Raw genomic sequence first — 13,175 nt, 5'->3', positions numbered from 1 at the left:
TCACTCCGTCCGGTCGTCGCCGGACGAGACGCGCCCCGCACCCTTGGCGCCGCGCTCGGCGAGCGCGCTGACGATCCGCAGATAGTCGGGGCTGGTCATGGTGGCCTGCTCGGCCATGAGCGCGGCCTCCATGCCGCCGCGCGACATCTGCTCCACGACCACGGCCAGCGCGGCCTTCGTCGCGCGCAGCGCCTGCGCCGGCTGGGCGGCGAGCCGGTGCGCCAATGCCATGGCCCGCTCGGTGAGTTCGGTCGCCGGCACGACCCGGCTGGCGAGCCCGAACTCGACCGCCGTCTCGGCCGGAATGCGATCCCCGGTGTACAGATACTCCTTGGCCCGCAACAGGCTGGTCAGCAGCGGCCACAGAGTGACACCGCCGTCCCCCGCGACGAGCCCGATGGACACATGCGGATCGGCGAGATACGCGTCATCGGACATCAAGACGAGATCGCACCCGAGCGCAAGCGAGCAACCAAGCCCGACTGCGGGCCCGTTGACTGCGGCGACCACCGGGAGCGGGAAGCGGATCATCGCCGTCTGGATCGCCCGGTCGAGCCGGATGGAACGCTCACGCAGCTCGGCGTCGCTCGTGTGGCGCAGCAGATGCTCGAAGTCCCCACCGGCACTGAACGCCCGCCCGGCGCCGGTGAGCACCACGGCCCGCGCGTCGCCGTCCGCGGCGATCTCGTCCCAGACCTCGGCGAGCCGACGGTGCAACTCGGCCGACACACCGTTGAGTTGATCGGGCCGGTTGAGCGTGACGACGCGAACGTCGTTGTCGGCGGTCACGGTAAGTACGGGAGATGTCTCATCACCCGTGGAACCCATGGAACCTCCTCGGCTCGGCTGCGGCCTGCGCGCCGAATCACGCTATGGGTACGCCGAGTGGGTGTCAATAACGTTACCGCTACGCGTAAATGGGATTCTCTTCGATGGTCGGTATGACGCATGGAAGCGTCTCTCAGGTGTGTTTGGCCAGCAACGCCCGCGCCGTCGCCGCCATCGCCTCGTCGACCATCTCGCCCTCGAATGTCACCGCGCCCACGCTGTGTTCCTGTGCCTCCTCCATGGCGGCGATCAGTCGTGCCGCGCGGGCGAGTTCGTCGGGGGCCGGGGCGAACACCTCGTTGATGACCGGGACATGGGACGGGTGGATCGCCATCATCCCCGTGTAGCCGATGGCCCGGTTCTGCTCCGCGAAGGCGCGCAGGCCGTCGAGGTCGCCGATCCGCGTCCACAGCCCGGCCACCGGATGTGGCGCTCCCGCCGCTCGTACGTCGAGCAGGACACGGGAGCGCAGGGCGTGTGTCTCGTGTCCTTCGGGACTCCAGCGGTAGCCCACGGCGCGCTCGACGTCGCCACCCGCTCCCGTGACCGCTCCGAGGTACGCGACACGGTCGGCGGCGGCGGTCGCGCAGCCGTACGCGTCCCGGAGTGCGGCAGCCGTCTCCAGCAGCGGCACAAGCGCCAACTGCCCATGAGACAGCTCGTGTTCGCGTTCGCACCACGTGAGCAACCGGTCGGCGAGCCGCACGTCGGCAGCGCCCGCCACCTTGGGCAGCACGATCCCGCTCAGGCCCGCCCCGCACACCGCACGCAGCTCCTCGGCCGCCGCCCACCCGTCCAGCGGCCTGACGCGGACGAAGAGCGCCGGGCCGGAGGCGTCGGTGGCCCGGCCCGCGAGCGCCTCTGTCACCTGACGCACGGCCGCCGACCGGTCGGCCTCGGGTACGGCGTCCTCCAGGTCGAGGACGACGGCATCGGTGCCGGCCGACCGTGCCTTGGGCAGCCAGGCAGTGGTCTTGTTGCCGGGCACGAACAGCAGGGAGCGCAGCGGCAGCCGGTGCGTAGGCACGGAGGCGGCGGACGACAGGTCAGACGACACCGTGCTTCTCCAGATCCGTGAGTTCGTCCTCGCCCAGGCCGAGCCACTCCCGGTAGACGAGTGCGTTGTCCTGCCCGAGCGCGGGCCCGGTCCGCCACACCGCTCCCGGCCGCTGCCGGAAGTGCGGGATGACCGACTGCATCCGTACGGGACCGAGGTCGGCGTCGTCGACCGTGACGATGTCCTCGCGCTCGGCGTACACGGGATCCGCGGCGATGTCGGCGGCGCTGAACACCCGTGACGCGACGACCTCGGCGCGCGCGAAGGCCTCAAGGCACTCGGCCGCCGTGCGCTCGGCCACCCACGCCCGCAGACCCGCGTCCAGCTGGGCCCTCCCCGCGAACTGCTGCTCCGTGGTGGCGAAGTCGGCCTCGTCGTGGCCGAGCAGCACGGCCACGTTCCGGACCGAGCGCAGGGTCGCCGATGTCACCGTGATCCATTCGCCGTCCCGCGACTGGTAGGTGTTGATGACGGCAGCCGGCGCGACAGCGAGCTGGTTGCCGGTGCGCTCCGGCACCGTCCCGAGCTGGTCGTGCACGATGACCTGCCACTCGACGAGGCGGAACAGCGGCTCGAACAGGGCGAGGTCGATCCACTCGCCGTCGAAGTCCCCGTCATTGTCACGGCGGTGCAGGGCGGCCAGCACGGCGTAGGCGCCCATCAGCCCTGTCACGGCGTCACCGTGGGAGAAACCGGTGTGGACGGGCGGGGTGTCGGCGAAGCCGGTGAGGTGTACGACGCCGCTGCGGGCCTCGCCGACCTTGCCGAAGCCCGGTTCGTCGGCGCGCGACGACGTGGCGCCGAAACCGGATATCTGCAGCAGTACGGCCTTCGGGTTGACGCGGTGCACTGACTCCCAGTCCAGGCCCCAGGAGCGGAGCCGGCCGTTTCGAAGTGTGACGATGACGACGTCCGCCCAGGCGACGAGGCGTTGGGCGAGCTCGCGCCCTGATTCCTGGTGGAGGTCGAGCGTCACGGACCGCTTGTTGCGTCCGGCGACCTTGAACCAGAGCGGCTGCCCGTCCTTCTTCGGCCCCATGGCCCGTGCCGCGTCACCGGCCCCCGGCGGCTCCACGTGTACGACGTCGGCGCCCTGGTCGGCGAGCATGGAACCGGCCAGGGGCCCCGCCACGACATGCGCGAACTCGACCACCTTGAGGCCCTGCAACTGACCCCGTCCGGCGGTTCCCTGTTCCTTGATCGACACCACTGCGCTCCCCAACTCCCCGAATCGCGCGCTCGTTTGCGGCACACCTCAGATTGCCGAGCCGTAGGCATGAGCGTCCAGCATGAAAGGTCGATCAATCCTTGCGATCTGCGCATAAGTGGAGTGGCCCGGCTCAGGCCCACGTGACTCCGGGCGGCAGCTCGTGGCGTCGCGCGCGGAACTCCTGCAAGGTCTCCAGGAACCGGTCGGCCGCGAGGGGGAGCGGGCGGCGGGCACGTACGGCGATGTCGAGACGGCGATGGACGGTCGGCTCGACCAGCGGCCGGTGCACGAACGGCCCCGTGCCCAGGAGCGGCAGGACCAGCGCGGGCATCGCGGTGACCCCGAGGCCCGCGGCGACGAGCCCGCCGACGGTGGCGACATTGCCCGCCTCGGCGGCCGGCACCGACCCCGCGCCGATCTGGGCGAACGCGGCATCGGTGAGGCGCCGCACACTGGAGTCGGGGCCGACCGCGAGGAACGGCTCGCGGGCCAGGTCGTCCCAGGTGACCTCGGCGCGCTCGGCCAGCGGATGCTCCTGCGGCAGCACCGCCACGAACCGGTCGCGGACCAGCGGCCGGTGCTCCAGCTGCCCGGACGGTTCGCCGGTGGTGATCGCGAAGTCGGCGTCCCCGGACAGCACCCGGCTCAGCACGGACTGCTCGAGCCCGTCCATGAGCTGCACCGCCACCTGCGGCCGCTGCCGCCGGAAGTCGAGGATCACCTGCGGCAGCAGCAGTGCGGCGACGGACGGCAGGGTGGCGACGGCGACCGTGCCCGACTCGCCGAGCAGGAAGCGCTCCAGCTCCTTCATGCCGGAGCGGTGGGCGTTCACGATCTGCTCGGCTATGCGCAGCGCCTCGACACCCGCCGCGGTCAGCTCCACGTTACGGGTGTCACGCTCCATGAGCCGTGCCCCCAACTGCCGCTCCAGGTCGGCCACCGCGCGACTGAGCGAGGACTGGGAGACACGCAGGTGTGTCGCGGCCGCCGTGAAACTGGTCGCGCGGGCCACGGCGGCGTAGGCCGTGAGTTGACGCAGAGTGCTGTCCATGGCCAGGGACCCTACGTGCCCGCCCGCGCCATGGATACGGAAACTGATGCGGGAACCGCATGGATAGATCTCGGTTTGATGCTGGACGCCGATACGCCGCCGCTCCGACACTCATCGGCGGGAACAAGCCGATCGAGAAGGTGAGCGAGAACCATGCTGGCAGCGCTGGGATTTACCACGATCGGGCTGTTCCTCGTGCTCACCATGACCAAACGGGTCTCCGTCCTGGTGGCGCTCGTGCTGCTGCCGGTCCTCGCGGCCCTCGCAGGCGGCTTCGCCGGGGACATGGGCGACATGATCCTCGACGGCCTCAACACCGTGGCACCCACCGGCATCATGATCGCCTTCGCGGTTCTCTACTTCACGTTGATGGTCGACGCCGGACTGTTCGACCCGCTCATCAACGGCATCCTGCGGCTCGCCCGCAACGATCCGGCACGGATCGCGCTCGGCACCGCCGTCCTCACCATGTGTGTGTCGCTCGACGGCGACGGCGCGTCGACGTTCCTCATCACCGTCTCCGCGCTGCTGCCCGTCTACAAGCGCCTCGGCATGAGCCCGCTCGTGCTGTCCGGTGTGGTGTGTCTGGGCGCGGGCGTGATGAACATGGTCCCGTGGGGCGGGCCGACGGTGCGGGCCATGGCGGCGCTGAAGCTGGACAGCTCGGAGGTCTTCACACCGGTGCTGCCGGCGATGGCCTGCGGGATCGTGTGGGTGCTGCTCGCCGCGTACTGGATCGGCCGCCGGGAACGCCGCCGCCTCGGCGCGGTGCCGGCCCAGCGCGAGGACCGGCAGGAGACCGGAGCCCACGTCGTCGGTGACGGCCCCGGCACCCCGCTGATGCCCGCGGCGACCCGCCCTCCCCTTCCGCTCACCGTGTTCAACGCCCTGCTGACCGTCGTCCTGATCGTGGCACTGGTCCTGCAGGTCATGCCGCTGCCCGTGCTGTTCGCGGTCGCCTTCGCCCTCGCCCTCGTCGTCAACCACCCGCGTTGGGAACAGCAGCAGGCACTTCTGGAGAAGCACGCCAAGAGCGTGGTCCTGGTCACCACGATGATCTTCGCGGCGGGTGTCTTCACCGGCGTCCTCACCGGCACCAAGATGATCTCCGAGATGGCCGAGGCACTCGTCTCCGTCGTCCCCGACTCTCTCGGCGGCCACCTCGCGCCGATCGTCGCCGTCACCGGCATGCCGCTGAGCCTGGCCTTCACCCCGGACGCCTACTACTTCGGGATACTGCCCGTGCTCTCCCACACGGCGTCCGGCTTCGGCGCCGACCAGGCGGAGATCGCCCGCGCCGCCATCCTCGGCCAGATGACCACCGGCTTCCCGCTCAGCCCGCTCACCGCCTCCACCTTCATCCTCGTCAGCATGAGCGGCGTCCAGCTCGGCGAACACCAGCGCTTCATCTTCCGCTGGGCGTTCGGCACGACGCTCGTGATGACGGCGGCGGCGCTCGTCACGGGAGCGATATCCCTCTGAATGCCGCGGCCCGTACGCCTCCGACTTCCCGCCCGCCCGATCACCGCTCACCCTCCTCAAGGTTCTTGAGCAGCCCCTCGACCCGCGCCCGCGCCCGCTCCACCACACCCCCGCCGGGCGCCGCATGCACCCGCCCCGCCTCCACGGCCGTAAGCGCCGCCTCCGCGACCTCGCGCGGGGAAAGGATGCCGCCGCGTGCGGCAGCCATGCCGCGCATTGACGTGGGGGCGCCGGGTGGGAGGCGGATCGCGCCCAGGGTTTCGGAGTTCTGGCCGAGAGGGGTGTCGACCAGGCCCGGGCAGAGGACCGTGGCGCCGAGGGCGGGGGAGACACGCTTGAGCTCCGCGTCGAGTGTCTCGGTCAGGCCGACCACCGCGTGCATGGTCGTGGTGTACGGCGTCCGGTCGGGCAGTGGGGCGAGGCCGCCGGAGGACGCCGTGTTGAGGAAGTGGCCCGTGCCGCGCTCGATGAGCAGGGGAGCGAACGCGCGGACGCCGTGGACGACGCCGAGCACCTTCACGCCGATCATCAACTCCCAGGTGTGGGAGGTCTGTTCCCATAGGGGCGCCGCGGGTGACACCACGCCGGCGTTGTTGCACACCAGGTCCACCCGTCCGTACGCGGACACCGTCCGGTAGGCGAGCGCGCGCACCGACGCCTCGTCGCTGACGTCCGCCACCACCGCTGTCACCTCGGCACCGGCCTCCGCGAGCGCGGCGCAGGCCTTCGCCAGGCCCTCCTCGCGTACGTCGGAGACGACGAGGCGGACCCCGCGCCCGGCGAGGGCCTCTGCGAGGCCGTAGCCGATGCCGCTGGCTCCGCCGGTGATGACGGCCACCTGGTCGCCCGTGATGTGCATCAGAACTCCGTTGGTTGTTGGGATGCCCTGTCCAACACGTTGGTGGCCAGCAGGACGTGGGCCGCGTCGATGAGGCGACCGTCGTGGCCGATCGCTCCCGTGCCCTCGGCCTCGGCGGCGCGATAGCGTGCGATCACGTCCTCGGCTGACGTGATCTCCTCCTTGGATGGGGTGAACTCCGCGTGTGCCAACGGCACTTGGGAGGGGTGGATGGCCCATTTGCCGTCGAAGCCGAGCAAGGCGGCCTGGCGGGCCGACTCGCGGTACGCCTCCGGCTCGCCGTACGCCGGGAACGGCGCGTCGATCGCGTCGATCCCGGCGGCCCGTGCGGCGGTGAGCACCTGGGCGCGCGCGTAGTGCCAGAAGTCGCCGGGGTAGGGGGAGAGCGGATCGAAGTTGCCGTCCACGCGGGCCCGCAATGACACGGAAAGGTCGCCCGCGCCGAAGATGAGGGCTTCCAGGCGGGTGCTCGCGCGGGCGATCGGCAGGGCGTTCGCCAGGCCCTCCGCCTCCTCGATCAGCACCTCCAGGGCGATCCGCTTGCCCAGACCCAGCTTCCGTTCGAGTTGAGTGAGGAGGACGTCGACCCACCACACGTCCCACGCCGTGCGCACCTTGGGGATGATGACGACGTCGAGCGCCTCCCGGGCGCCTGTGACGACCTCGATCAGGTCGTCGTGGCACCAGGGTGTGTCCAGGCCGTTGACGCGGACCGCGCGCAGTGTCCCTCCCCAGTTCTGTTCGGTGAGGGCTGCCACCGCGGTGGACCGCGCCGACTCCTTGGCGGACGGGGCGCAGGCGTCCTCCAGGTCCAGGAAGACCAGGTCGGCGCCCGATGCCGGGGCCTTGGCGCACATGCGCTCGCTGCTCGCGGGAGTGGCCAGTTCGCTGCGTCGGGGGTGGCGCCGGTGTGTCCGGGCCGTTCCGGAAACCGGCATCAGATCGTTCCTTCCGCGCGCAGTTCGTCCAGCTTGGCGGGGGAGAGGCCGAGCAGTTCGCCGTAGACGGTTTCGTTGTCCGCGCCGAGGCCGCGTCCCAGGTGGACGACTTGTCCCGGAGTTCCGCTGAGGCGCGCCACCGGTGACTGCACAGTGACCTCGCCGAAGTCCGGATCCGGGACGCCCACGAAGGTCCCGCGGGCCCGCAGGTGTTCGTCCGCCAGCAGCGCCGGCGCGTCGTACACGGCGGTCGCCGCCGCCTCGGCCGCCTCGAATACGGTCATCGCCTGGTCGAGGGTGTGGCGCCCCACCCAGTCGGCGACCGCCTCGTCCACCTCCACCGCCCGTTCCTGGCGGCGCACCGGGTCGATGAGATCCGGGTCGCGTGCCATGTCTACCCGGCCGATGGCACGGAACACCCGCGCGGCGATGCTGGGCGAGGCGCTGGAGATGGCCAGCCATCGCCCGTCGGCGGTGCGGTAGGTGTTGCGCGGCGCGCTGGCCGGCAGCATGTTGCCCGACCGGCCCTTCACCAGGCCGAGTTGGTCGTAGGCGAGGGTCCCCGTCTCCAGGAGGCGGGTGAGCGGTTCGACGAGGCTGACGTCGACGAGCTGGCCGCCCGCCCCGTGCACGTCGCGGTGGTAGAGGGCCATCATCACCGCGTACGTCGTCGCGAGCCCGGCCACCCCGTCGGCGAGCATGAACGGCGGCAGCGTGGGCGGCCCGTCGGGTTGTCCGGTCTGGTGGGCGAAGCCGCTCATGGCCTCGGCGAGGGTGCCGTAGCCGGGGCGGTCGCTTTTCGGCCCGCCGCTTCCGTAGCCGGTGATGTGTGCCATCACGATGTGCGGGTGAGCCGCGTGGACGGAGTCGTAGTCGAGACCCCAACGGGTCAGCGCGCTGGGCCTGTTGCCCGCGACCAGGACGTCGCTCACCTCCAGGAGCTGATGGAGCAGGTCCTGTCCCGCCTCCGTACGCAGGTCGAGCGTGGTGCACTTCTTGTTCCGGGCGATGCTCTTCCACAGCAGGCCGATGCCGTCGCGGCGATCGCCCCAGGTGCGCATGGGGTCGCCGGAGCCGGGCTGTTCGACCTTGATGACATCGGCGCCGAACTCGCCGAGCGTCGTCGCCACGGTGGGGCCCGCGGCGAGCGTGGCGATTTCGATGACGCGCAGGCCGTGCAGCGGACCGTGTGTCACGGTGCCTCCTCAGGTCCCGGTGAGCCGCGCGACGACGGGCGCGAAGCGCTCCGCCTCGCCCTGCTGCACGGTGATGTAGTTGGCGCCGAAGTGCTCGCGCCGCTCCCGGAGGCGGTCGATCACCTCTTCGAGAGTGCCGATGAGTACGTTCGGGTGGTCGGGCAGCCCGTCCGGCGGGACACCCAGGGTGCGAGCCACGCGATCCGCTGCGGACGCCGGATCGTCGGTGATCCGGGCGAAGAACGGTGAACTCTCCACCTCCAGGCGGGAGATGCGCCCGCCCGCCGCCTTCCTGACCGTCCCGTAGCGGTGCGCCGCCTCCTCGGTGGGTGTGCGGCCCGCCGCGTTGCGGGCGTCGAACGGCACGTTCGCCAGGCTCACGATGTCCGCCTCGCGCGCCGCGAACGACAGCACACGGCGCCGGGAGCCCCCGATCATGAGGGGCGGGTGCGGGCGCTGCACCGGCAGGGGCAGCCCCGCGTGGTCGACCGCGGTCACGTGCTCGCCCCGCAGCTCCAGCGGCTCACCGCTCCACTGCGCCTTCATCAGCGCCACCACCTCGACGAGCTTGTCCACGCGCCGCCCCGCGGGCGCGAACTCCAGCCCCATGGCCCGGTATTCGGGCTCGCTCCACCCCGCGCCGATGCCGAACTCGAGGCGCCCGTCGGAGAGGAGATCGAGCGTCGCGGCCTCCTTCGCCAGGACGCCCGGCGCGTGATAGTCGACGCAGAACACCCGGCAGCCGACCCGCAGTGTGTCGGTGACGGCGGCGGCCGTGGCCAGCGCCGTCAGCGGCGCCAAGTGCTGGGCGGGCCACCGGGATTCGCGCTGGGCCGGCCCCGGCCCGAGGTAGTGGTCGGCGAGGAACAGGGTGCTGTAACCGAGGTCCTGGACGGAGCGCGCGGTGTCACGCCACTCCTTCGCGGATATTGCCTTCGTCGCCTGGACGGCGAACCTGAATGGCTGCACACTTGTCACGCAACTCACGATAACTGTCCAGCAGTTGGGGCGCCATGCCCTGACCGCGACGATCGGGAACGGGAGGGCCGGGCCTGTGGTCAAGCGCGCACGCTTCGCCGAGTACAAGGACCGCTACCGCAACTACCGCTTCGAGCTGAGCGAGGAAGGCATCCTGTTCATGCAGTGCCACACCGACGGCGACAGCCTGGTGTGGGACTGGAAGGCGCACGACGACATGGCCGACGCGTTCGCCGACGTCGCCGGCGACCGCGAGATCAAGGTCCTCATCCACACGGGTACGGGCGCCAACTACAACGCCGACTGGGGGCGGTTGCCAGGCGGCGAACTCCCCGAGACACCCATGTACGACGCGATGCCGGGCGTCCGCGGGCTGCGCAAGCTCGACGAGAAGGCCTGGTACAACCGCAACCTCATGTGGAACGTGCTCGATGTCGACGTGCCGATGATCAGCGTGGTCAACGGCCCCTGCAACATCCACTCCGAGGTCCCGCTCATGGGCGACATCGTGCTGGCCTCGCAGGACGCCTACTTCCAGGATGTCTCGCACTTCCCGCGCGGCCAGGTCCCGGGCGACGGGCAGCACGTCATCTGGCCCTTCCTGGTGGGCCACAACCGCGCCCGCTACCTGCTGCTCACCGGAAAGCAGCTCGGCGCGCAGGAGGCCAAGGAGTGGGGCGCCGTCGCCGAGGTGCACCCCAAGGACGCGGTCCTGGACCGCGCGTGGGAGCTGGCGCGTGAACTGGCCAAGCGCCCGTATCTGGTCCTGCGCTACACCCGGCAGCTGTTCACCCAGAACCTCAAGCGCGCCTTCCTCGACGAACTCGGTCATGGCCTGGGCCGCGAAACGTACGCGCAGCAGGAGTTCTTCCCCTTCGGCGGCGGCATGGCGCCCCTGGACCGCGCGTACGACGAGGAGCCGTGGACCTGATAGGAGACAGTTCTGTGGCGCCTAGTTGCTGAATCTGTCTAATATGGGGGTGTGACAGCGAGCGATCGGCACAAGTGACCGAGAGGAAGCGCTCCATGACGGAACTTCAGGAACGACTGGCCACCGGGAAAGGGAAGTTCACGCCCGGTTACCCGGAGCTCGGCACCGGACCCGTCTCCTACGAGGACTGCGTCTCGCCCGAGTTCTTCGAGGCCGAGCGCGCCGCGATCTTCCAGCGGTCCTGGCTCTACGTGGGTCGCGCCGAGCAACTGGCCCGCCGTGGCGCGTACTTCACGCGCGAACTGCCGGGCAGCCTCGCCTCGATCGTGGTGACCCGCGGTACCGACGGCCAGGTGCACGCCTTCCACAACGTCTGCGCGCACCGGGGCAACAAGGTCGTGTGGCAGGAGCACCCGCAGGAAGAGAGCGCCGGCCTGTGCCGGCAGTTCCACTGCAAGTACCACGGCTGGCGCTACGGGCTCGACGGACAGGTCAGCCACGTCACGAACGAGCAGGAGTTCTTCGACCTCGACAAGAAGCGGCTGCGGATGCCGCCGGTGCACTGCGAGGAGTTCGCCGGGTTCGTGTTCGTCAACCTGGCCGAGGACCCGGTGCCGCTGCGCAGCTACCTCGGTGACCGTCTCCTCGAGCTGGAGCAGTACCCCTTCGAGAAGATGACACGGCGCCATGGCTTCCGCGCGCACATCAAGGGCAACTGGAAGCTCGCCGTCGACTCGGTGTGCGAGTGGTACCACCCGCCGTACGTGCACGCCCGCTTCATCGACAAGGACGTCTCCAAGGCCGAGAAGATGGTGCCACCCGTCGACTCCTACCACTACGACCTGTTCACCCCGCACATGCTCACCTCGGTGCCGGGGCCGCCGCCGCTGCCCCCGCGTGAGCCGGGCGTGCTCGGGCCGGCCCAGGGCGACCAGAAGTGGGTGTACCGGCTGTTCCGCGCCGGACTGTTCGGCCCCGACGACGTGCCCGAGCTCGGTCCGCTCCCCGAGTTCCTCAACAAGGGGAACATCCGCTCCTGGGGCAACGACCAGTTCTGGCTCTTCCCCAACCTCTCCGTGCAGATCTGGGCCCGCGGCTTCTACGTCACGTACACGTACTGGCCCGAGAGCGTCGACTCGCACACCTACGACATCGACCTCTACTTCGTGCCGCCCGAGAACGCCCAGCAGCGGCTCGCGCAGGAACTCGTCGTCGACAGCACCATCGAGTTCGCCATGCAGGACGTGAACACCATCGAGGCCACCCACTCCGGCCTCAAGTCCCGCGCCAACCGCGAGTTCCACCTCAGCGACCAGGAACTCCTCATCCGGCACTTCCACAAGACCGTCCGCGACACCGTCGCCGCCCACGAGGAGACACGATGACCATGCTTCCCGAGGGCTTCCGCGCGCTCGAACCGTACGTCGCCGACTGGGCGCTGCCCACCAGGCAGGAGCGCTACGACATGCGCCTGAGCAAGGACATGACGGAACTCGGTGCGTTCTACGACGCCATCGCACCGCGCGCCGAGGCCGCCATCGCCCATCTCGACCCCCTCGACATCGACGACCTTCCCGAGCCCGAACTGCGGCTGCTGCGGCTGCTGTTCTCGATGATCCTCGTCTCGTACGCGGTGAACGTGTTCGAGCAGCCGAGCATCCCCGACGCCGGCGCCGCGCACTTCGACACCCTCGTCGAACCCGCGGTGTGAGGCCACGTACGCTCACGCCGATGAACGCGCAGATTCTCGCCGATGTCGACCTGCCGAGGTCCCAGACCGGTGCCAACCCGCAGCACCTCGTCCTCGGCCTGTTCACCGACCACTGGTCCGCGACCGCTGAACCGCTGCCGTCCGCCGCCCTGGTGGCCCTGCTCGCCGACTTCGGCAGCACACCGGTCAGTGCCCGCGCGGCCATCGGGCGGCTCGCCCGCCGAGGTGTCCTGGAAGCGGAGAAGCGGGGGCGCCGCACGTACTACCGGATGACGCCGGTCACGGCCCGCGTACTGGAACAGACACAACGGCGCGTGATGGAGTTCGGCACCCCCGGCCGGCCCTGGGACGGGCTCTGGACCACCGTGATCTTCTCCGTCCCCGACGAACAGCGCGACCTGCGCCACATCATCCGCCGGCGCCTGCGCTTCCTCGGCTACGCCGCCGTGTACGACGGCGTGTGGATGTCGCCGCGCGCCGACCACGTGCAGACCGCCGAACTCCTGCGCAGCGTCGGCGTGCGCAGCGCCACCGTGCTGCGCTCCACGCTCACCCACAGCCAGGGCGAAGGCGACCCGCTGGCCGCCTGGGACCTGGACGCCATCGGCGCCGCGTACGCCGAATTCCTCGCGCGACACACCGAGTTGGCGGAGCGCACGGCGGCCGGGCAGGTGGGTTCGGCGGAGGCGCTGGCCGCCCGGATCAAGGTCAAGGAGGAGTGGCTGCAGATGGTCAGCACCGACCCGGAGCTGCCCGCGGACCTGCTGCCCGCCGACTGGCCGGGACACGCGGCCCGCACCCTGTTCGCGCAGGTCTACGACGCGTTGGGACCGCTCGCCGAGGTCCGCGTGCGGCAGGTCGTCGCCGAGCACGAGCCGGCCCTCGCGGACGAGGCGAACCATCGCACCACCGGGCCATCGGGACAGGACTGAGC

Annotated in this window: 13 protein-coding genes; 5 read left to right on the top strand and 8 right to left on the bottom strand. The window is 70.4% G+C overall.

Going from position 1 to position 13,175, the window contains the following annotated elements; genetic code table 11:
- The 4 genes from ACIRHA_RS15900 to ACIRHA_RS15885 form a co-directional block, all read right to left on the bottom strand.
- Nucleotides 1-789 carry an enoyl-CoA hydratase/isomerase family protein gene (locus tag ACIRHA_RS15900; RefSeq protein ID WP_403845288.1) on the bottom strand — a complete coding sequence of 263 codons (789 nt, stop codon included), beginning with the start codon at nt 787-789 and terminating at the stop codon, nt 1-3.
- Nucleotides 790-961: 172 nt separating this feature from the next.
- Entirely contained in the window at nt 962-1,885 is a 924-nt protein-coding gene (locus ACIRHA_RS15895) for an HpcH/HpaI aldolase/citrate lyase family protein (RefSeq protein ID WP_403845285.1), read from the bottom strand.
- The gene (locus ACIRHA_RS15890; RefSeq protein ID WP_403845282.1) at nt 1,875-3,092 is read right to left on the bottom strand and encodes a CaiB/BaiF CoA transferase family protein; all 1,218 of its coding nucleotides are present in this window, start codon (nt 3,090-3,092) and stop codon (nt 1,875-1,877) included. The genes ACIRHA_RS15895 and ACIRHA_RS15890 overlap by 11 nt, the downstream gene beginning before the upstream one ends.
- Nucleotides 3,093-3,225: 133 nt before the next feature.
- Nucleotides 3,226-4,146 (bottom strand): LysR family transcriptional regulator, encoded by a 921-nt coding sequence (locus ACIRHA_RS15885; protein WP_403845279.1) that lies wholly within the window; start codon nt 4,144-4,146, stop codon nt 3,226-3,228.
- Between the two features lie 153 nt (nt 4,147-4,299).
- On the opposite strand from ACIRHA_RS15885, the gene ACIRHA_RS15880 reads away from it, so the two are divergent.
- Nucleotides 4,300-5,628: a CitMHS family transporter gene (locus tag ACIRHA_RS15880; protein ID WP_403845276.1), complete on the top strand. Its 1,329-nt coding sequence runs from the start codon at nt 4,300-4,302 to the stop codon at nt 5,626-5,628.
- Nucleotides 5,629-5,668: 40 nt separating this feature from the next.
- Here the strand turns inward: ACIRHA_RS15880 and ACIRHA_RS15875 are convergent, their stop codons facing one another.
- From ACIRHA_RS15875 to ACIRHA_RS15860, 4 genes are read right to left on the bottom strand one after another with little or no spacing between them, the layout of a single operon-like run.
- Complete coding sequence (locus ACIRHA_RS15875; RefSeq protein ID WP_403845273.1) at nt 5,669-6,487, bottom strand: SDR family NAD(P)-dependent oxidoreductase; 819 nt, start codon at nt 6,485-6,487, stop codon at nt 5,669-5,671.
- Nucleotides 6,487-7,425 (bottom strand): HpcH/HpaI aldolase/citrate lyase family protein, encoded by a 939-nt coding sequence (locus tag ACIRHA_RS15870; protein ID WP_403845270.1) that lies wholly within the window; start codon nt 7,423-7,425, stop codon nt 6,487-6,489. Before ACIRHA_RS15870 ends, ACIRHA_RS15875 begins: the two co-directional genes overlap by 1 nt.
- Entirely contained in the window at nt 7,425-8,621 is a 1,197-nt protein-coding gene (locus ACIRHA_RS15865; protein WP_403845267.1) for a CaiB/BaiF CoA transferase family protein, read from the bottom strand. Before ACIRHA_RS15865 ends, ACIRHA_RS15870 begins: the two co-directional genes overlap by 1 nt.
- Before the next feature lie 9 nt (nt 8,622-8,630).
- Entirely contained in the window at nt 8,631-9,599 is a 969-nt protein-coding gene (locus tag ACIRHA_RS15860) for a TIGR03621 family F420-dependent LLM class oxidoreductase (protein WP_403845265.1), read from the bottom strand.
- 76 nt (nt 9,600-9,675) lie between these two features.
- Here ACIRHA_RS15860 and ACIRHA_RS15855 point away from each other — a divergent pair, with 76 nt between their 5' ends.
- The 4 genes from ACIRHA_RS15855 (at nt 9,676) to ACIRHA_RS15840 (ending at nt 13,173) form a co-directional block, all read left to right on the top strand.
- Nucleotides 9,676-10,530, top strand: a complete 855-nt coding sequence (locus tag ACIRHA_RS15855) for an enoyl-CoA hydratase/isomerase family protein (protein ID WP_403845262.1) — start codon at nt 9,676-9,678, stop codon at nt 10,528-10,530.
- Between the two features lie 95 nt (nt 10,531-10,625).
- The gene (locus ACIRHA_RS15850; RefSeq protein WP_403845259.1) at nt 10,626-11,915 is read left to right on the top strand and encodes an aromatic ring-hydroxylating dioxygenase subunit alpha; all 1,290 of its coding nucleotides are present in this window, start codon (nt 10,626-10,628) and stop codon (nt 11,913-11,915) included.
- Nucleotides 11,912-12,241: a hypothetical protein gene (locus tag ACIRHA_RS15845; RefSeq protein ID WP_403845256.1), complete on the top strand. Its 330-nt coding sequence runs from the start codon at nt 11,912-11,914 to the stop codon at nt 12,239-12,241. Before ACIRHA_RS15850 ends, ACIRHA_RS15845 begins: the two co-directional genes overlap by 4 nt.
- A 20-nt stretch (nt 12,242-12,261) precedes the next feature.
- The gene (locus ACIRHA_RS15840; protein WP_403845253.1) at nt 12,262-13,173 is read left to right on the top strand and encodes a PaaX family transcriptional regulator C-terminal domain-containing protein; all 912 of its coding nucleotides are present in this window, start codon (nt 12,262-12,264) and stop codon (nt 13,171-13,173) included.
- Nucleotides 13,174-13,175 lie beyond the last annotated feature (2 nt).

This window comes from Streptomyces sp. NPDC102360, from assembly GCF_044766085.1.
Taxonomy (GTDB): domain Bacteria; phylum Actinomycetota; class Actinomycetes; order Streptomycetales; family Streptomycetaceae; genus Streptomyces.
The sequence above is the reverse complement of the archived record's forward strand: the minus strand, read 5'-3'. Positions and strand labels throughout refer to the sequence as shown.

Bases quoted from the DNA above. Each gene is read 5' to 3' on its own strand.
- ACIRHA_RS15885 (WP_403845279.1), bottom strand. From the start codon at position 4,146: ATGGACAGCACTCTGCGTCAACTCACGGCCTACGCCGCCGTGGCCCGC.
- ACIRHA_RS15880 (WP_403845276.1), top strand. From the start codon at position 4,300: ATGCTGGCAGCGCTGGGATTTACCACGATCGGGCTGTTCCTCGTGCTC.
- ACIRHA_RS15875 (WP_403845273.1), bottom strand. From the start codon at position 6,487: ATGCACATCACGGGCGACCAGGTGGCCGTCATCACCGGCGGAGCCAGC.
- ACIRHA_RS15870 (WP_403845270.1), bottom strand. From the start codon at position 7,425: ATGCCGGTTTCCGGAACGGCCCGGACACACCGGCGCCACCCCCGACGC.
- ACIRHA_RS15850 (WP_403845259.1), top strand. From the start codon at position 10,626: ATGACGGAACTTCAGGAACGACTGGCCACCGGGAAAGGGAAGTTCACG.
- ACIRHA_RS15845 (WP_403845256.1), top strand. From the start codon at position 11,912: ATGACCATGCTTCCCGAGGGCTTCCGCGCGCTCGAACCGTACGTCGCC.
- ACIRHA_RS15840 (WP_403845253.1), top strand. From the start codon at position 12,262: ATGAACGCGCAGATTCTCGCCGATGTCGACCTGCCGAGGTCCCAGACC.